Annotated in this window: 21 protein-coding genes; 7 read left to right on the forward strand and 14 right to left on the reverse strand. The window is 61.9% G+C overall.

Annotation, left to right across the window (positions count from 1 at the left end):
• Window positions 1–3 precede the first annotated feature (3 nt).
• From HFC70_RS07590 to HFC70_RS07615, 6 genes are all read right to left on the reverse strand, one after another.
• Window positions 4–414 carry a TIGR02588 family protein gene (locus HFC70_RS07590; protein ID WP_168472633.1) on the reverse strand — a complete coding sequence of 137 codons (411 nt, stop codon included), beginning with the start codon at window positions 412–414 and terminating at the stop codon, window positions 4–6.
• A 10-nt stretch (window positions 415–424) separates the two neighbouring features.
• Complete coding sequence (locus HFC70_RS07595) at window positions 425–1,288, reverse strand: TIGR02587 family membrane protein (protein WP_168472634.1); 864 nt, start codon at window positions 1,286–1,288, stop codon at window positions 425–427.
• Window positions 1,289–1,452: 164 nt separating this feature from the next.
• Window positions 1,453–1,848, reverse strand: a complete 396-nt coding sequence (locus HFC70_RS07600) for an MAPEG family protein (RefSeq protein ID WP_168472635.1) — start codon at window positions 1,846–1,848, stop codon at window positions 1,453–1,455.
• Window positions 1,849–1,876: 28 nt separating this feature from the next.
• Window positions 1,877–2,656 carry an SRPBCC domain-containing protein gene (locus HFC70_RS07605; protein WP_168472636.1) on the reverse strand — a complete coding sequence of 260 codons (780 nt, stop codon included), beginning with the start codon at window positions 2,654–2,656 and terminating at the stop codon, window positions 1,877–1,879.
• Window positions 2,657–2,788: 132 nt separating this feature from the next.
• Window positions 2,789–4,744 (reverse strand): DEAD/DEAH box helicase, encoded by a 1,956-nt coding sequence (locus HFC70_RS07610; protein ID WP_168472637.1) that lies wholly within the window; start codon window positions 4,742–4,744, stop codon window positions 2,789–2,791.
• 211 nt (window positions 4,745–4,955) lie between these two features.
• Window positions 4,956–5,498 carry a GNAT family N-acetyltransferase gene (locus tag HFC70_RS07615; RefSeq protein WP_168472638.1) on the reverse strand — a complete coding sequence of 181 codons (543 nt, stop codon included), beginning with the start codon at window positions 5,496–5,498 and terminating at the stop codon, window positions 4,956–4,958.
• A gap of 245 nt (window positions 5,499–5,743) precedes the next feature.
• Between HFC70_RS07615 and HFC70_RS07620 the strand changes: the two genes are divergently transcribed.
• Together HFC70_RS07620 and HFC70_RS07625 are read left to right on the forward strand one after the other, a co-directional pair.
• Window positions 5,744–6,373: a 3'-5' exonuclease gene (locus tag HFC70_RS07620; RefSeq protein WP_210259181.1), complete on the forward strand. Its 630-nt coding sequence runs from the start codon at window positions 5,744–5,746 to the stop codon at window positions 6,371–6,373.
• Between the two features lie 71 nt (window positions 6,374–6,444).
• Complete coding sequence (locus tag HFC70_RS07625; RefSeq protein WP_168472639.1) at window positions 6,445–6,936, forward strand: CreA family protein; 492 nt, start codon at window positions 6,445–6,447, stop codon at window positions 6,934–6,936.
• 298 nt (window positions 6,937–7,234) lie between these two features.
• Here the strand turns inward: HFC70_RS07625 and HFC70_RS07630 are convergent, their stop codons facing one another.
• The 4 genes from HFC70_RS07630 to HFC70_RS07645 form a co-directional block, all read right to left on the reverse strand.
• On the reverse strand, window positions 7,235–7,582 hold the full coding sequence (locus tag HFC70_RS07630; protein WP_168472640.1) for a hypothetical protein: 348 nt from the start codon (window positions 7,580–7,582) through the stop codon (window positions 7,235–7,237).
• A 224-nt stretch (window positions 7,583–7,806) separates the two neighbouring features.
• Window positions 7,807–8,271: a chemotaxis protein CheW gene (locus HFC70_RS07635; protein ID WP_168472641.1), complete on the reverse strand. Its 465-nt coding sequence runs from the start codon at window positions 8,269–8,271 to the stop codon at window positions 7,807–7,809.
• Between the two features lie 2 nt (window positions 8,272–8,273).
• On the reverse strand, window positions 8,274–10,244 hold the full coding sequence (locus HFC70_RS07640; protein WP_168472642.1) for a methyl-accepting chemotaxis protein: 1,971 nt from the start codon (window positions 10,242–10,244) through the stop codon (window positions 8,274–8,276).
• A gap of 203 nt (window positions 10,245–10,447) precedes the next feature.
• Complete coding sequence (locus tag HFC70_RS07645) at window positions 10,448–11,236, reverse strand: DUF2189 domain-containing protein (RefSeq protein WP_168472643.1); 789 nt, start codon at window positions 11,234–11,236, stop codon at window positions 10,448–10,450.
• Window positions 11,237–11,376: 140 nt separating this feature from the next.
• Between HFC70_RS07645 and HFC70_RS07650 the strand changes: the two genes are divergently transcribed.
• The 3 genes from HFC70_RS07650 to HFC70_RS07660 all read left to right on the forward strand — a co-directional run bounded on the left by HFC70_RS07650 (window position 11,377) and on the right by HFC70_RS07660 (window position 13,319).
• Window positions 11,377–11,535 carry a hypothetical protein gene (locus tag HFC70_RS07650; protein ID WP_168472644.1) on the forward strand — a complete coding sequence of 53 codons (159 nt, stop codon included), beginning with the start codon at window positions 11,377–11,379 and terminating at the stop codon, window positions 11,533–11,535.
• A 177-nt stretch (window positions 11,536–11,712) separates the two neighbouring features.
• Window positions 11,713–12,312 (forward strand): SCO family protein, encoded by a 600-nt coding sequence (locus HFC70_RS07655; RefSeq protein WP_168472645.1) that lies wholly within the window; start codon window positions 11,713–11,715, stop codon window positions 12,310–12,312.
• Between the two features lie 134 nt (window positions 12,313–12,446).
• Window positions 12,447–13,319 carry a 50S ribosomal protein L11 methyltransferase gene (locus tag HFC70_RS07660; RefSeq protein ID WP_168472646.1) on the forward strand — a complete coding sequence of 291 codons (873 nt, stop codon included), beginning with the start codon at window positions 12,447–12,449 and terminating at the stop codon, window positions 13,317–13,319.
• Between the two features lie 248 nt (window positions 13,320–13,567).
• Here HFC70_RS07660 and HFC70_RS07665 read toward each other — a convergent pair whose 3' ends face one another.
• Window positions 13,568–13,741 carry a hypothetical protein gene (locus tag HFC70_RS07665; protein ID WP_168472647.1) on the reverse strand — a complete coding sequence of 58 codons (174 nt, stop codon included), beginning with the start codon at window positions 13,739–13,741 and terminating at the stop codon, window positions 13,568–13,570.
• Between the two features lie 341 nt (window positions 13,742–14,082).
• On the opposite strand from HFC70_RS07665, the gene HFC70_RS07670 reads away from it, so the two are divergent.
• Entirely contained in the window at window positions 14,083–15,918 is a 1,836-nt protein-coding gene (locus tag HFC70_RS07670) for an aminopeptidase P family protein (RefSeq protein ID WP_168472648.1), read from the forward strand.
• Here the strand turns inward: HFC70_RS07670 and HFC70_RS07675 are convergent.
• Together HFC70_RS07675 and HFC70_RS07680 are read right to left on the reverse strand one after the other, a co-directional pair.
• Window positions 15,908–16,219 carry an AzlD family protein gene (locus HFC70_RS07675; protein WP_168472649.1) on the reverse strand — a complete coding sequence of 104 codons (312 nt, stop codon included), beginning with the start codon at window positions 16,217–16,219 and terminating at the stop codon, window positions 15,908–15,910. The two genes, HFC70_RS07670 and HFC70_RS07675, sit on opposite strands and share 11 nt — an antisense overlap.
• Window positions 16,216–16,944: an AzlC family ABC transporter permease gene (locus HFC70_RS07680; RefSeq protein WP_168472650.1), complete on the reverse strand. Its 729-nt coding sequence runs from the start codon at window positions 16,942–16,944 to the stop codon at window positions 16,216–16,218. Before HFC70_RS07680 ends, HFC70_RS07675 begins: the two co-directional genes overlap by 4 nt.
• 149 nt (window positions 16,945–17,093) lie before the next feature.
• On the opposite strand from HFC70_RS07680, the gene HFC70_RS07685 reads away from it, so the two are divergent.
• On the forward strand, window positions 17,094–17,342 hold the full coding sequence (locus HFC70_RS07685; RefSeq protein WP_168472651.1) for a DUF2164 domain-containing protein: 249 nt from the start codon (window positions 17,094–17,096) through the stop codon (window positions 17,340–17,342).
• 6 nt (window positions 17,343–17,348) lie between these two features.
• Here the strand turns inward: HFC70_RS07685 and panB are convergent, their stop codons facing one another.
• A complete protein-coding gene (gene panB / locus HFC70_RS07690; protein WP_168472652.1) occupies window positions 17,349–18,167 on the reverse strand; it encodes a 3-methyl-2-oxobutanoate hydroxymethyltransferase in 819 nt (272 codons plus the stop codon).
• Window position 18,168 lies beyond the last annotated feature (1 nt).

The raw sequence follows: 18,168 nt of genomic DNA on the forward strand, positions 1-18,168 counted from the left end.
ACGTCACGGATCGGTAAAACCGACGGGGCGGATGGTGATCTGTTTGCCCGTCGGGTCGGTCTGAAACATCAGAGCGCCGCCGGCCTTGGATTGCGAGGGTACATAGTCGAAGGTCACTTCGGCCTCTTCGACGACCTCACCATTGTCGGTGATTTCGCCATGCAGCACGACGGCCGCCGCGGTGGCGGTCGAACCGTTTTTAACTTCGAAGGTGACGCGATGGCCGGAGGGGCCGCTTTCGGTGCCAATCAGCGTCACGGACAGAGCCGGTGGCTCGTCGGTGCGCGTGACGGCCTCGTAGCCGACCCAGCCGATGATGCCGAGGACCAGCACCAGCGATAGCATGCCGGCGACCCACTCGATCCAGTGGGGCTGGTCATGTTCGGTGTGGCGGCCGCTTCTGCTGGTTGTCATGGTCGTCCCCTTACAGGATCAGGCGGGCGGCGGCCGCACCCAGGGCGGCGGGAAAGCCGAGCACGATCATCGATATGATGATCTCCACCGAGGCCGTGTCGTTGATGCGCTCGAAGGTCCACAGCGCGTAGAGACTGATGGCGAGTGCTATGGCATAGCCGGGCAGGGTGAAGCGTATGAAGGCATGCCACCAGGGCGTTTCCGGCGACAGCTCATGGCCACCTTCGAACGATACCGCATAGACAAAGCCATGCATCAGGCCGATCGACAGGGCGAGGATGGCCAGCGCATGCCAGGGCGTCATCTTGTAGGCCAGCACGATCATCTCTTCGGTCGGGGCGACATTCAACGACAGGAACAGGGCACCGGCCGCCATTAGGAACAGTTCGCCGCCATAGCTGGTCTGCCGCTCCTGCTCGGGCTCGTCGTCCTCGTCGTCGTCGACATTGCCGGCCAGCTGGCTGCGGCCGAGCATGGCGCCGATACTGGCCGGAACGGACTGGATGGCGATCTTGCCGATCCATTCGCCGAGCGGCATATCGCCTTTCAGGAGACCAAAAGCGGTGAGGATCACGGCGCTTGCCAGAACGCCGATGCCATAGGCAACGGTGGCATCGCGGATCGCTTCGCGCCAGGTCAGCGTCTTTTCAAAGCCGATGCGATGGGACAGCACGATCAACAGGGGGATGTTCAGCAACATCAGCAGCAGCAGACGTTCGCGGCTGATGTAGAAGCCGAGATACCACATTTCCATGGTCATCAGCATGGGCAGGGCAAAGAGCAGTGCGCCCGCCAGTCCGCGCGCCAGCCCCATCACAAAGCGATTGCGTTTGAGGCGACGCGCGTCCTGCCTGGCTTCGACCGCTGAATTCATGACTGTTGCCCGCTGCTCCCCGATGTGGCGAGGTAATGCGGACAAGGGCGGAATGTTCCCAAGGAAAGGGGCGGCTCAGGATCCTGGGGCTGACCAAGATACGGAAAGGTTCAGTCTCCGGCACCCCGTGCGACATTGACATTTTGCCAATCTCGCGAACATCCTTACTGGGATGTGATCAACAGGAGTGATGCTATCAGGATCACGATCCAGGTCACCACCATGGCAGGTGCGCGAAGTGCGTATTGCTGAAGCGAGCCTTCAGGTGCAAGCATACCAAAGGGATGGATGATGCGGGCCGTCATGAGTGCAATCAGCATCGTGCGAACCATCCAGCTTTCCACGCCCGACGCTTCGTTGAGGCCAATCAGCAAAAGCGCAAGGGGCACGTATTCGGCGAAGTTTGCATGAATCCTGATCCGCCGCTGGAGCTGGACTTGCCCACCATCGCCATGATGGGCTTTGTATTGGGCGCGGCCGAGAGTTACCCAGACGGACAGCAGGATAAACAGGATGCCGAGCAATCCACCGTAGAATGCGGTAAGGTCGGGGAATATCATTCTTTCGGCTCCTCGAACCGTGTCGATCTCACGCCGATGCAGGGGCCGGCATGTAGAAAGGTTCTCCCGTTTCCGCGAGCGTCTTGAGCCGCGACAGGGCTTCCGGCCAGCCGCCGCCGACCGCTTTGCTGGTCGCGGTGTCACCGCCGAAATCATCATGGGTCAGCGTCACCTTGCAGGCTTTGTCGCCGATCGGCTCCAGGGTCCAGGTGACGCGCGAGGCTGGATCAACGGCGACATCCGGGGACCATTGGGCACTGAACGTGTGCACGAACTTGCTCGGCGGCACAATTTCCAGCACCTTGCCGACGATCATCGGCCGGTCGCCGAGGAAGAAGGTAATCGCACCGCCGGCGGCCCACTCCGTTTTCGACGTCATGTTGAAGTGCTGCCAGAGCGGCGTTTTCTCATCGTCGGTCAGGATGTCCCAGACCTCTTGCGGTGTGGCGCGTATGAACATTTCCCAGACATGTTTCGGTGCGGCGGCGGCCATGACTGTTTCCCTTTTCTCTGCAGCGGTTGCCAGATCACTCAGCGTGCGGGCGAAGGGCGCGGAAAAGCGCGATATCCAGCGATCCGCAATCTCCTGAACGGGTAGCGGATTGAGATAATGCAGCTTTTCCCGTCCGACCTTTCGGGTCACGACGAGATGGGCATCTTCGAGGACGCCGAGGTGCTTCATCACCCCAAAACGGGTGACCGGCTGGTCGCGCTCGAGCTCGCTCAGCGTCTGCCCGTCCCGTTCGCGAAGGCGGTCGAGAAGCCCGCGGCGGATCGGATGCGCCAAGGCGTGGAAGATGTCGTCCATGGAGATTTAATATGTGACTATTGGGTCACGTGTCAATATTGTCACTTATAATGAAGGCAGGATGGCAAACAAAAAACGCTCGCAACTTTTCTGCTGCGAGCGTTTCGATATCTCAATCTGATTGAGCTGGCCTCACGCCTTCGGCTTGCGGGGCTTCTTCTTGTCGAAGGAAGGGGCGCCGTCGAATTTCGGCTTGCCGGCATAGGCCGGCTTGTCGCCCTTGGGCTTCCAGGCCGGTTTTTCGCCGGTGGCGGCCTTGGGCGCATCGCCCCAGACTTCGCGGTCGGCCTTGACCAGATCGTCGTCGCGGCGCTTGCCGGCAAAGGGTTTCTTGTCCGCATAAGGCTTCTTGTCGCCGAATGCCTTCTTCTCGCCGTAGGGCTTCTTGTCGGCATAGGGTTTCTTGTCGGCGTAAGGCTTGCGGTCGCCGGCCGGCGCACGGCCGCCGCTCAAGTCCGGAACGCCGTCGATCGCCTTGACGGTGATGCCGCGTTCCAGCGCCTTGTTGGGGCCGAGCGCGTCCATGAAGCGTTCGGCGCTGCCGGCGGCGATCTCGACGAAGGTTTCGTCCTGCTGCATCTTGATCGCGCCGATATCCACCTTGGTCAGCTGGCCATGGCGGCAGATCATCGGGATCAGCCAGCGCGGCTCGGCGCTCTGCTTGCGGCCGACCGACAGCGAGAACCACTTGCTGGGCCCGAAAGCCGGATCCGGGCCGCGGCTGGGCGAGGGGGCGAATTCTTCGCCCTCGCGGCGCTTGCGCTCCGGCGTCAGGGTGACCTCGATCAGGTCTTCAGGGGCAGAGCGATTGTTGCGATAGAGCCGGACGAAGGCGGCGGCGATCTGTTCGGCGCCGTGCTTTTCCAGAAGCTCGGCAATGAACGGACGCTCATCATCGGTCAGCGGCACGGAAAAGGCCGGATCGGCCAGTACGCGCTCGTCATCGCGGCGCAGGATATCGTCGGCCGACGGCGGCTTTGCCCAGGTGGCGTCGATATTGGCGTTCTGCAGCAGGCGTTCGGCGCGGCGGCGGCCGCTGGCCGGCACGATCAGCGCGGACACGCCCTTGCGGCCGGCACGACCGGTGCGGCCGCTGCGATGCAGCAGCGTATCGGGATTGGTCGGCAGGTCGGCATGGATGACCAGTTCGAGGCCGGGCAGGTCGATGCCGCGGGCGGCAACGTCGGTGGCGATGCAGACGCGGGCGCGACCGTCGCGCATGGCCTGCAGCGCGTGGGTGCGCTCGTTCTGGCTGAGTTCGCCGGACAGGGCGACGACGGCAAAACCGCGATTGTTGAAGCGGGCGGTCAGATGGTTGACGGCGGCGCGCGTCTGGCAGAACACGATGGCGTTCTTGGCATCATAGTAGCGCAGCACGTTGATGATGGCGTTCTCGCGGTCGGACGGAGCGACGACCAGAGCGCGGTAGTCGATGTCGACATGCTGCTTGGCTTCGGCTGCGGTCTGCAGGCGCACGGCATTGCGCTGGTAGTTCTTGGCAAGATCGGCAATGGCGCGCGGCACGGTGGCCGAGAACATCAGGGTGCGGCGCTCTTTGGGGGAGGCCTGCAGGATGAATTCGAGATCGTCGCGAAAGCCGAGGTCGAGCATTTCGTCGGCTTCGTCCAGCACCACGGCGCGCAGGCCGGAGAGATCCAGCGAGTTGCGGGTGATATGGTCGCGCAGGCGGCCCGGCGTGCCGACGACGATATGGGCGCCGCGGTCGAGCGCGCGGCGCTCGTTGCGCATGTCCATGCCGCCGACGCAGGAGGTGATGACGGCGCCGGTCAGTTCATAGAGCCATTCCAGTTCGCGCATCACCTGCAGGGCCAGTTCGCGGGTCGGCGCGATGGCGAGCGCCAAAGGCGCCTCGGCCTTGCCGAAGCGTTCGGCAGTTCCCAACAGCGTCGGGGCGAGCGCCAGGCCGAAGGCCACCGTCTTGCCCGAACCGGTCTGGGCCGAAACCAGAGCGTCGGCTCCGTTCAGTTCGCCATCCAGGACTGCCTTCTGGACGGGGGTGAGGTCGAGGTAACCGCGCTTGCGCAAGGCCTCGGCGATCGCCGGGACGATGCCGTCAAATTGTGTCATGAGGTCCGTCTTTCGAAATTCTGTTCACTTGCACGCGTAGCCGATGGTGCAATCGGGCGGCTATAGGCGCCGCGCCCGCGCCAGCGCGGGTCATTCCTGATGGGGCCGTTCCTACTTTGCTATGGTCGCATTGTATAGAGCGGAAACGCAGCCACTTGCGAGAAAAGCCGCCCGGCAGGCCGAATTTGGGGCCGGGACGGCTGTTTTGGCCTCAACGCCGGTTGATTCTGGCCATGGAATAGGCATCGACATACGATCCGGCCCGAAAGGCAAAATCCTGCAGCTGGCCCTCGCGAACGAAGCCGAAGCTCTCGTAAAGGCCGATGGCGCCGGCATTGTCGATAAAGACCGTCAGTTCCAGGCGCGCCAGGTTCAGCCAGTCATCGGCGATCGCGACGATTTCGCCGAGCAGCGCCCGCCCGATGCCGCGCCGTTGATAGGCGTCATGCACGCCCATGCCGATGCCGGCGGCGTGTGACCTGCGGCCGACGAAGCGATTGAGACCGATATCGCCGACGATCATCCCATCCATGACGGCCACCAGCGACACGCTGCCGGGCGTCTCGGATTCGATGAACTTGCGCACGTCCTCGGGCCTTGGATAGGGCAGGCGCAGGGTGCCGGCCCGAAAGCCGGGCTGCTGCTGCATGGCGGTGATCTCTTGCGCATCGGCCGCGGCGCGAGCACGGATGACCAGCCCCTCGGGCCAGGCACATGCGGCATTGATCGGATTTATGGGCGGGATGTCAGGCATTCTACTCTCCATCTTGGGACCGGGAGAGCAGGCGTTTCCAAACCCTACTCGCCTCGGTAGGGTTCGCCGGATGATCGTGCCGTTATCGACGCAACCGCACTCCAGCGTCCCTGATGAGGACGATGGTGGAGTGGGTCATGTACAGGGTCGAAACGGTGGCGATCATTGGGGCATGGTGTTGGCGATCGCCGGCGATGTCAAGCCTGGGGCGGCTCGTTGGTTTGCCACGTCGCTGCACAGGCGATATGAGGGAGCGAATCTTCTCCATCCGAGTGGTCCGCCCGTTGAAAGCCATCGCCGTCGATTTCGAGACCGCCAATGAATCCCGGGGCAGTGCCTGTTCGGTGGGGCTTGCCTGGATCGAAGATGGTGTCGTGACGCGGGTCGAGGAGCGGATGATCCGGCCGAAGGTGATGCGGTTCTCCTCCTTCAATATCGCCATACACGGGATCCGGCCCGAGCATGTCGAAGATGCCGGCGAGTTTCCCGAAGTGATGGACGAATTCGCCGACGATTTTGCCGGCGCGACGATGATCGCCCACAACGCAGCCTTCGACTTCAGCGTCTGGCGCTCGGCGCTCGACATCTACCGCCAGCCCTATCCGGAGTTCCAGTATCTCTGCAGCGTCAAGCTGGCCCAGAAGGTCTGGCCACACCTGCCGTCGCATAAGCTGAACATTCTGGCCCAGCACCTGGGCCTGCGCTTCGTGCATCACAATGCGGCGGAGGATGCCGTCGTGTGCGCCAGCGCCACCATTGCCATGGCCCGCCAAACAGGCGTTAGCGGCATTCTGGACCTCGCTGCCCAGATCGGCATGCGGCCGGGCCGGCTGCATGCCACGGGCTATGAGTCCTGCTCGGTGCGCAAGCGCTGAAGCTTCGCGTCTTGTAACGATCGGACACTCCCTTATGTATGGAGCAATCGCAATCGTCTGGGAGCATGTCGATGTCGTTCAAGTCTTTCATTGCCGCCGGTGTAGCAACCCTGGTCCTGACAGGTGGAGCGGTTTCCGCCGAAGAGGTCGGCAAGGTCGGCGTCGATTGGGTTGGCAATGATATCATCGTTGATGCCGTCACCGATCCCGAGGTCAAGGGCGTGACCTGCCATGTCACCTATTTCGACCGCTCGATCATCGACCGCCTGTCGAAGGGCAACTGGTTCGAGGACCCATCCAACAATTCCATCGCCTGCCGCCAGACCGGGCCGATCGAGATCGGCGATATAGACCTGTCGAAGGACGGCGACGAGGTCTTTCGCGAGGGCATGTCGCTGATCTGGAAGGCGCTGGTGGTCAACCGCATTTACGACAAGGACAATGACACGCTGATCTATCTGGCGCATTCGCGACAGGTCGTGGACGGCTCGGCAAAGATGGCGATTTCGACAGTACCGCTGTTTGGACAGCAGGTTGTGTGGAAGAACGGCAAACCGCAGTAAATGCGCAGATATCGACCTGTCCCAAGGCGATACGATATCGTGCCCAAAAAAGGTCTGTCAATTCGTTGAACGACGTACCTCTTTGCGCGAAAATACACTTTTTAAGCGTGAGAAATTCAGGCAAATTGCCTGGGCGTGAAGACGGCCGACAACGAAAACCCCATCGTTCCGGTCTCATCCTGTTCACGTTCTGCCTATGCATTGATCCAATCTGCGGGATCAACCGAAATCGCCCTGGATCTCGTCCAGGGCGATTTTTGTTTCTGGCGAAAGCGGAGTTCGTTTCCGCCTAATCGTATCAGCGAACGTAAACCGTCTTGCCGCCGTTTGCAGCGGTCTGAATGGCCACGACGTTCTGCAACTGAACGTTCTTGGATTCCAATGTCATACGCAGGGCTGCATCGCTGGAGATTTCAGCCTGAGCCGACTGGATGGTTTCCGGCGATGCGTTGATCACCGTGCCGGGGATGGACGTGTCGCTGCCTTCACCGGCATTTTCAGGGATAACCACGACCGATACCATGTCGTCGGACATCATCGGGGCCGGGGTAGTGGCGGCCGGAGCTGCGGTCTGGGCAAGAGCGACGCCGCCCAGGGCCGATACCGACATCATGGAGGCGAGAGCGATCTTCAACATCTTGGTCATTGTGCTTCTCCTTAGCATTTGTTTTTCTCGGCCGGATCGTTGGTACCGATCCGGTCAAATTGTTGTTTGCATTAGCGAAGGGTGAACACGCCAAGGCCCTGGATGTTCCGAAAAACACCAGGGCAAGTTTGGCCAGCCGATAGCACCGCCGATAGTGTCGGCGTCAAAAGATATGCAGGATACTGGTCAAGAGGCGACGGGAAGCGCGCCTCTTGATCGGTCGATCAGGCCGCCTGGGCCAGTTCGTCGGCGATGACAGTGTCGAGGTTGAGGAAGCAGACCATCGACTTCTCAAGCGCCACGATGCCGCGGCAGAAGGCGCGCTGTTCCTCCGGAATGATTTCCGGCGCCGGCTGCAGATCCTCACCGCGAATGGTCATCATGTCGGAGACCTGTTCGACAAGCAGGCCCACCAGCTTGCCGGCGATATCGGTGACGATGATCGCCGCGCGCTCGGAAGGATCTGTCATTTTCATGCCGAGGCGGCAGGCCATGTCGATGACCGGGATCACCGCGCCGCGCAGGTTGATGAGGCCGAGAACGTAAGGCGGCGTGTGGGGCATCGGCGTCACGGGAGCCCAGCCGCGGATTTCGCGGATCGCCATGATGTCGATGCAGAACTCCTGGTCTCCCAGGTGAAACGAGACTATTTCCAGATAGGCGCCGGATTGCTTGATAGCATTGGACATGGTCAAAATTCTTCCCAGTTGTCTTTGGCGGCTGCCACGTTTTGCCCGGCAGACGACGTGCTTCGGTTGAATGCACCCGCAACCTTGCCCATGAGGCTCCTTGCGGGTGACGGTTTCGGTTCGGCGGAGGGGGTGACGGCCTCCGGTCCACGGCTCGCCGCTCTCTGGCGGCCGTCGATCCTGAACTGGCCGACGAGGCGGCCGAGGTTCTCCGCATCGCTGGCAAGCGTGTGGCTTGCCGCATTGGTCTGCTCGACCATGGCGGCGTTCTGCTGGGTCACCTGGTCCATCTGGCCGATGGCCGCGTTGATTTCGCTCAAGCCCACGGATTGCTCGCGGGCCGAGGTGACGATCGATTTGACGTGCTCGTTGATGCGCAGCACGTCCTCGCCGATACGGTGCAGTGCCTCGCCGGTGGCCGTCACCAGTTCGACGCCGGTCTTGACCTCGACATTCGATTTGCTGACCAGGGATTTGATGTCCCGGGCGGCTTCCGCCGCGCGACCGGCCAGCGCGCGCACTTCCTGGGCGACAACTGCAAAGCCCTTGCCGGCCTCACCGGCGCGCGCCGCTTCGACGCCGGCGTTCAGCGCCAGAAGATTGGTCTGGAAGGCGATCTCGTCGATGACGTTGATGATCTTGCCGATTTCGCCGGTGGCACCTTCGATACGTTCCATGGCGGCCATGGCGTCATTCACCACCGATCCCGATGCCTCGGCATAGGTCTTGGCATTGTCCACCATGTGGCTGGCATGCTCGGCCTGTTCGGTGGAGTTGCGAACCGTGGCGGTAATCTGGTCGAGGGCCGCCGAGGTTTCCTCGAGCGAGGCTGCCTGCTGTTCGGTGCGGCGGGCAAGATCGTCTGCCGCCGTGCGCATCTGGTTGGCGTTGGCCTGGATCGAACTGCTGTTGCTGGCGATTTCGCCCATAACGCCCTGAAGCTGCCGGGTTACCTGGTTGAAATCGTTGCGCAGGCGATCGAGGTCGCCATAGAAAGGCTGGTCGATCGTGGCCGAGAGGTCGCCGTCGGAGAGCTTGTTGAGGCCGAGTGCCAGGGCATCGACAGCCGCTTTGACGGCATTGGCATCTGCCAGGGTGGCGGCTTCGCGACTGGCGCGTTCATCCTCGTTGCGCCGGCGCGCCTCGGCCGTGCTCGCTTCCAGATTCCGCTTTTCGATGGCGGCAAGCCGGAAGATATCGGCCGAGCGGGCGATATCGCCGATTTCATCGCTGCGCTGATCGTCCGTCAGTGCCTCTTCGTAGTCGCCATCGATGATCCGCTGCATGCTGGTGCGGACTGTGCGGATGCCGTTGACGATGGCGTTGGCGTGAATGAACTGAAGAGCCAGAACGGTGACGAGGGCCAGCAACCCCAGGCCGGTCTGCAGGGTGAGCGACAGTTGCGATCCTTCTGTAGCCTCGGTGACGCGTTTTTCCAGAAGATTGCCCGCCTGTATCGAGACATCGCCGAGAGTTTTCGCGAGACCTGCACCGGCCCCGTCAATGGCGTCATCGATCTTCGCGTAGGCATCATCATCGGCACCGGTTTCGACCAAGACCTTGAGATCGACGGCAATCGCCTGGCGTAGCGCCGCCAGATCGGCATCGTAATTGGCGACGAGCCCGGACTGATCAACTTCGGCTGCCACCGCCTTCAGCACGGCCGAACCGTCTGCCAGTGTTTGTCCAGCGGCTTCGATGGTCGCCACACGCTCAGGCTGTATCTTGCCTTCGCCCCGGTCGATGATCGTGTCCATGGCTGCCAGGACCAGTTCGCCATTGGCGAGGCGCATCTCGTTGATGCGCTCCAGGTCTTGTTGCAAGGTTATGGTCCGGTTGAGGGCGCTGTCGACGCGGCTATTCTGGTAGAAACCGACCGCGACCATGGAAGCTATGCCGCAGATCGCGGCGCCGCCCAAGGTCATCATCCGTTGTCTAACGGAAAGCCTCCGGCCCGAAATAATATCAAACATGCGTCCCCTCGAATCCACCCGGATGCCGGTCTGTCGTGCCGATCTTTGAACCTTGCATGCGGAGAGCCGGGGGAAGTTCGCAGTTCGGCGGACGTCATGTCACTGCAATCGTTGGATTGCCTTCGCTCAGTGAGAATCACAAATAGTGGTTAAACTTCCGCTAATAATATTCAAGCCCGGTAATATAGCGGTCGGTCCGGGCACTATTTCACGCTGATTGCCCGCTTGTAGAGATGCCAGGTCGCGTGACCGAGGGGCGGCAATACAAAGAAGAGGCCAAGAAAGGCCGGGATCATTGATAGGATCGCTGCCGCTGCGACTATGAAGCCGAAACTCAGCATGGCCCGGGGGTTTTCCGTCACCGTACGGACGCTGGTGATCATGGCGGTGATGAAGTCGAGGTCGTGATCGAGCAGCAGGGGGATCGCGATGACCGTCAGGGAAAAAAGCAGCGTGGCGACGACGGCGCCGACAACCGTGCCGACGGCCAGGAACAGCATGCCCTCGGGCGTGGTGGTGACGACGGTGGCAAAGGCGGCCAGCGAGGCAGGAATCTTGAAGCCGAGGAAGAGGGCGAGCAGCAGTCGGACCTGATAGATCCAGATCCAGAACACGAAGAGCACGACAAAGGCCATCCAGGACAATTGCCGTTCACGCTGACGAAAGACCTCGGCAAGCACGCCGCGCCAGGTGACCGTCAAGCCTGCACCGTGGCGGCGGCTGATCTCGTAGAGGCCGACGGCCACGAAAGGCCCGATCAGCGGAAAACCGATCGCCACGGGGATGATCATCCAAGGCAGATGGTAGACGGCGAGGGTTACCACGATGAAAAGGCCGCCGATGGCATAGATGCCGCCGAAGAACAATCCGAACAGCGGAAAGCGCATGAAATCCCGCCATCCCTCGACAAGCGCGGCGCGGATATCGGCCAGCGTCAGCGGATTGATGTGCAGTCTCGGTACTGCCGCGGTCCCTGCCAGTTGATCCTCCATCAGTCCCTCCCAAGACGAATGCGCAATAAACCACGCTAGAACCAAAGGCCTAGACCAATCCTTGACGATCATCAAGATGAGGCGGCGATGGGCAAAAAATTGCGCTTTGCCAGAAGGACGATCGACGGTATCCTGTAGCAATGGAACGTATCGACAGCATTGCACCGCGCTTTTTGATCACTGCCCTGGGAGTTACTGTCGGTGCAGGGCTTGCCGTGGTGGCGTTTGCCGGGTGGATCCGTTACGGATCCGATATCGTCATCAGCCTGTCGGAGACCGGCCTGTCGTTCTGCTTCTGAGGACGGCTTCCGGCGTTCCCCTTGGCCAATCACGGACGGCGAGACAAAAGCGCGCAATCGCCTCTCTTCACGCTCAGTTAATTTGCATGACCCTCGCGCCCGGAGTATCAGCGTGCGACGCGGTTGCGCCTGTCCGCCCTGGCGACGGTGCTGACCCATGCCTCAAGGATTGCTGACATGAAGACATTTCGCATCGTACTCTGGGTTGCCGTTCTCGCCTGCGCCGGCCTTCTCGGCTGGCTGACGCTGGAGATCACCCGGTCCAAACAGGATATTGCCGAGGCGCCGTTCGGCGTGCCGTTCACGCTGACCGACCAGAAAGGCCAGCCGATCACCGAGCAGGCCTTTCGCGGCAAGCCGACGGCGCTGTTCTTCGGCTTTACCCATTGCCCAGAAGTGTGCCCGACCACGCTTTTCGAACTGAACGGCTGGTTGACGAAGATCGATCCGGACGGATCCCGCCTGCAGGCCTATTTCGTGACCGTCGATCCCGAGCGCGACACGCCGGCTCTGCTCGGCGCCTATATCGCCAACGTTACCGACCGGGTGACCGGCATTGCCGGCGAACCGGCCAAGGTGGCCGAGGTGATCAAGGGGTTCCGCGTCTATGCCAAGAAGGTGCCGCTCGACGAGGCCAAGCCGGATGGCGACTATACGATGGACCATACGGCATCGATCTTCCTGCTGGATGCCGGCGGCCGTTTCGTCGGCACCATCGCCTATGGCGAGAATCCCGATGTGGCGGAGCAGAAGCTGCAGAACCTGCTGAAGGGATAATCGCCAGACCCTGACCCCTGGGGTTCGCGGTTGTGCGTCCCCGGTTGCCAGACGAGCGCGGGCGTTGTACCGGAGGCACTGAAAACGCGCCATGACGCGTGTCCTGCAATCCACCCAAAATGGAAGACCGAGCCTTGAGCGAAATCCGCCTTTACGTGACCACCGGCGAAACGCAGGCCGGCGACATTCTCGACCTGATGACGATCGCCTTCGACGAGGAGGATTATCCGATCGCCACCAACGAGATCGACGAAAAGAACGATGTCTGGGAGGCCTCGATCTACCTGATGGCCGACGAGGAGGAGGTTGTCCGCGAACGGCTGGCGGCGGCTCTCAAGCCAAGCTTTCCCGATGCGGTTATTCACAAGGAGATCATTCCGGATATCGACTGGATTGCCAAGTCTCTGGAAGGGTTGAGCCCGGTCCGGGCAGGGCGGTTCCTGGTGCATGGCTCGCATGACCGCGACAAAGTGCGCGCCAACGACCTGGCGATTGAGATCGATGCGGGCCAGGCCTTCGGTACCGGCCATCACGGCACCACGGCAGGCTGCCTGGAAATGATCGACCAAGTGATGCGGGCCTATCCAGTCACCAATGCTCTGGATCTGGGAACCGGCAGCGGCGTGCTGGCGATTGCCGTACGCAAGCTGCATCCCGTGCCGGTTCTGGCCACCGACATCGACCCGATCGCCGTGCGCGTGGCGCGCGAAAACGGGCGCCGCAACGGCATTGCGTCCGGCATCGATTTTCGCACCGCTCCGGGCTTTCATTCCACGGCCTTTGCGAACCACGGGCCGTTCGACCTGATCATCGCCAATATCCTGGCCCGGCCGTTGATGAAGATGGCGCCGCAACTGGCCGCGCATCTGGCGGTCGGCGGTTCTGTCATTCTGTCGGGCATTCTGGCCGCCCAGCGCTGGAAGGTGATTGCGGCCTACAATAGTGCCGGCCTCAAGCATGTCAGGACGATCTGGCGCAATGGCTGGGTGACGATCCACCTGCGATAGGCCGACGCCTTTTGGCCGGATCAACGATCCGGGTGATCCATGTTGCATCGCAGCATTGCGTTTTGCGCATATCGGCCCCGCTTTTTACGCCAAGGGCGGACATGCAAAAGGCGGCATCATGGATGCCGCCTTGCAGATCAGTTTTGCTGATCATCCCGCGAGCTTGAGGAGGAGAGCGCTCAAGCGGGTTACGTATTCCAAAGGCCGGGCCAGCTTAAGGGAGGAGGAGTAGCCGGACCGGGTCTTGATCAGAATACGTAGCTGTTTACGCCCTTGCGGCGCAGTTCTTCGCGGCTTGTGCCCATGCCCTTCAACGTTTCGTCGTCGAGGTTCATGAGGGCGCCGTTGACGTAACGGCTTGCCTGACGTTCGCGTGCCGCTACCACGCGCTGGTATGCATCACGGAAGAAGGAGTTTGCCATTGTCTTTATCCTTTGGTTCGGAAGCCGTCTGGCCCCCGTTCGATGATGTGAATATAGGCTCTTCGCAGAATTTAGGCAGAGGCTTTGCCTCATGGGTGTTATGCGTTGAATGCATGTGTGTTCGGGTTTTCCGGCCGAATCTCCAGGATTTGCGCAAAAATCGGGCAGCTGAGCGAGCATTTGCCTGTTGCGATGCAAAATGAAATACGGCCGGGGCGCAAGGCCACGAGGTGACTTGCCGATCGCGCCGTCTGCAATTGCGTCTGGCCGGGGGTGGATTCTCCTGGCCGCTGGTATAGCATCCGCGCCAATCGGTTCATTTCTTCAAGCAGGCAGATTCCATGTTTCAATCCTTTGACGTCACCTCCACGCCGCAATTCGGAAAACAAAGGGTGGAGGCGTTGCGGACGCGTTTCGAGGCACTTGGCATAGACGGATTTCTCGTGCCGCGCGCCGACGAATACCAGGGCGAATATGTGCCCGCCTCGGCTGAGCGGTTGGCCTGGCTGACCGGCTTTACCGGATCGGCGGGGCAGGTGCTGGTCACCGCGACGCAAGCCGTCGTCTTCGTCGATGGCCGTTATGTGACGCAGCTGGCAGAACAGGTCGACGGAACGGTGTTTACCGGCGGCGATCTGGTCGGCGAACCGCCGCACAAGTGGCTTTCAGCCCATGCAACGAAGGGTTTTCGTCTCGGCATCGATCCATGGCTGCATACCAGCGCCGAGGTCCGGCGGCTGGAAAAGGCTCTGGCGGCGCTCGACGGCTCCCTGGTGTTTCTCTCTGACAACCCGCTGGATGCCATCTGGGATGACCGCCCCGCCGAGCCGCTGGGCACGGTTGCCATCCAGACCGACAGCTACGCCGGTGTACTGGCCAAGGACAAGATCGCCAGGATCTGCAGCGAGCTGACCGACAAAGGCCATGCGGCCGTACTGGTCACCGATCCCTCCTCGATCGCCTGGATCTTCAACATCCGCGGCAGCGACGTGCCGCACACCCCGCATCCGCTGGCTCGCGCCATTCTTTATGCGGACGGCAGCGCCGATCTGTTTCTCGACCAGCGCAAGACCGGCATCGAGGTCGAGGCCTATCTCGGCCAACTCTGCGTGCAGCGCGCGCCGGGCGAACTCACCGAACGGCTGGCGGTGCTGGCCGGGCAGGGCGGCCGCATCATGGTCGACCCCGATCTGGCGCCCTTTGCGCTCTGCGAATTGATCCGCGCCCATGGTGGCACGATCGTCGAAGCCCATGATCCGGCCAAGATCCCGCGGGCGGTCAAGAACACCGTGGAACTCAATGGATCTGCTGCCGCCCATTTGCAGGATGGCGTGGCCATGGTCGAGTTTCTCTACTGGCTGGAGCAGAACCATCCGGGCAACGTCACGGAGATCGGCGCCACGCAGGCGCTGGAGGCGGCGCGCCGGCAGGTGGGCGAGCGCATGCAGAACCCGCTGCGCGACATTTCCTTCGATACGATTTCGGGAGCGGGCGAGCATGCCGCGATCATGCATTACCGGGTGACGACGGCGAGCGATCGGCCGATCCGCTCGGGCGAGATGTTCCTGATCGATTCCGGCGGGCAATATGTCAACGGCACCACCGACATTACCCGCACGGTGGCGATCGGTGCCGTTCCCGAGGAACAGAAGCGCTTTTTCACGCTGGTGCTGAAGGGCATGATCGCCATCAGCACGGCGCGCTTTCCGAAAGGTTCGCGCGGCTGCGATCTCGATCCGTTGGCGCGCATCGCACTCTGGAAGGCCGGGGCCGATTTCGCCCATGGCACCGGCCACGGCGTCGGCTCGTTTCTCTCCGTGCATGAAGGGCCGCAGCGCATCTCGCGGCTTTCGACGCAGGAATTGCTGCCCGGCATGATCCTCTCCAACGAGCCAGGCTACTATCGCCCCGGCGCCTTCGGCATCCGCATCGAGAACCTTGTCTATGTGCGCGAGGCGGAGGCCGTCGAGGGCGGCGACATGCCGATGCTCGGCTTCGAGACGCTGACCTTCGTGCCGATCGACAAATATCTTGTCGTGACCGAGATGCTGACGCGGGAAGAACTGCACTGGCTCGACGGTTATCACCAGCGTACGCGCGATGAACTGATGCCGCTGATCCACGATCCGAAGATCCGCGGCTGGCTTGAACTCGCGACGGAACCGTTCAGCCGATGAAGTAACGGGCGGCCAGAACGACGATCCAGCCGATGATCAGCATCGGGATGGCGGACAGGCGCAGCCCGACCAGCAGGGCGGCCGTCATGGCCAGTTTGACATCCGTCCCACCGGCAAAGAAGGCGGGCGCGACGAGGGTTGTCAGGACCGCTGCCGGAACGGCGTTGAGGGCGGCCTCGAGGCGTGGCGGCATGGCGTTGAGGCGCGAGATCAGCAGGTAGCCGCCGATCCGGGTCACATAGGTGGCGACAGCGCTCATCAGGATCAGCAGCGTCATCTGCGGGGTGAAAAATTCGCTCATTCGGCTGCTCCGCCTTGCTGTGCCATGCCTTCGGCGGCCTTAGGGTCGGAATTGCGCGGCGGTAGGAGTGCGGCGACCAGAACGCCGGCCAGCGCGCCGAGGCTGACATGCCAGGGGGAGCCGACGTAACGGTGCGCCAGAACCGAGGCCGTCGCGCTGACGACGACGACTGCCAAGAAATTGTCCCGCCGGCGGAAACCGAGCACGAGCCCCATGAAATAGATCGGCAGGAGGACGTCGATGCCCCAGGCCGCCGGATCGCCGATTAGGCTGCCGAAGGCGGCGCCCACCGCCGTCACCGACACCCAGGGGACGTAGATCGTCAGGGCAAATCCCATGTACCAGGCAAACGAGACGCGGGCGCCCGTCTCACCGCGGGCCAGCGTCTGGGCGAATTGCGGATCGGTCAGGAGAAACAGGGCGATGGCCTTCTGCAGGCCGGTGAAATGTCCGAAGAAGGGCGCAATCGCCGCCGAATAGAGGATATGGCGGAAGTTGACCGCAAAGACCGACAGCACGATCAGCCAGGCCGGCACATGGTGGCCGAAAAGCTCGATGCCGACCAACTGGCTGGCCCCGGCAAACACGGTGGCGCTCATCAGCGTCGCCTCGGCGACCGTCTGCTGGTTGCCGACCGCGATGGCGCCGAACAGGGCGGCAAACGGTACGGTCGAGACCAGCACCGGCAGGCTGCCGCGCATGCCTTCCAGAAAATCTGCCTTCATGAGATAATTCGTATCCTTTCCTTTCAGCCCTATCGCGACCGCTGTTCGAGGACAAACGAATAGGGCTGATGGATCAATTGATTTGGCTTAAGCGTCATCGTAGTTTGACAGGATTGCGGATGACTCTCTTGCACAAAAGGATCCGGCCCATGACCAATCTCGATTTTTCCAAGGAAGACCAGGCCGCCATCGTTGCACGGATCCAGGAATATTTCCTGCAGGAGTTCGAGCTGGACATGGGAGGCCTAGAAGCCGAATCCGTCCTGGAATTCGTGGCCGGCGAGATCGGCGGCCATTTCTACAATCGCGGCCTTTACGACGCCCAGTCGGTCTTCACGGACCAGATCGAGCTCATCAACGATGCCATCTACCAGCTGGAGCGGCCGACCGGCGCCTGATCCGGCCTAGCGCTTGATCTGGAAGGTGTGTTCGGGGCCGGGGAAGGTTCTCGCCTTGACCTCGCTGGCATAGGCCTCGACAGCCGCGGAAATGGTCGGCGCCAATTCGGCATAATGCTTGACGAAACGCGGGCGGAATTCGTTGAACAGGCCGAGCATATCGTCGGACACCAGAATCTGCCCGTCGCAGGCCGGGGAGGCGCCGATGCCGATGGTGGGCGCCTTGACCGTGCCTGTGATGTCGCGGGCCAGCGGCTCGACCGTGCCTTCGATCACCATGGCAAAGGCACCGGCCTCGTCGATGGCTCTGGCATCGCGGCGGATCTTGTCGGCTTCCGCCTCGCTATGGCCCTTGGAGCGATAGCCGCTGGCATTGACCTGCTGCGGCATCAGCCCAATATGGCCGAAGACCGGCACGCCGCGGCTGGTCAGGAAGGCCACCGTCTCGGCCATTTCCTCGCCGCCTTCCAGCTTGACGCCATCGCAGCCGGTTTCCTTCAGGATGCGGGCGGCGTTGCGGAAGGCCTGTTCCCTGGATTCCTGATAGGCGCCGAAGGGCAGGTCGACGATGACGCAGGCGTGTTTGGCACCCCGCATCACCGCCTGGCCATGGGCGATCATCATCTCCATCGTCACGCCGACTGTGGTGTCTAGGCCATAGATCACCATGCCGAGGCTGTCGCCGACCAGCAACAGGTCGCAATGCGGGTCGAGCAGGCGGGCGATCGGCGTCGTATAGGCGGTCAGCGAGACGATCGGGCGCTGGCCCTTCATCGCAGTGATGTTGCTCGGCGTCAGACGTTTCTGGCTCGGGGGTGTGCTCATG

This window comes from Agrobacterium sp. a22-2, assembly GCF_012276985.1.
GTDB lineage: Bacteria > Pseudomonadota > Alphaproteobacteria > Rhizobiales > Rhizobiaceae > Allorhizobium.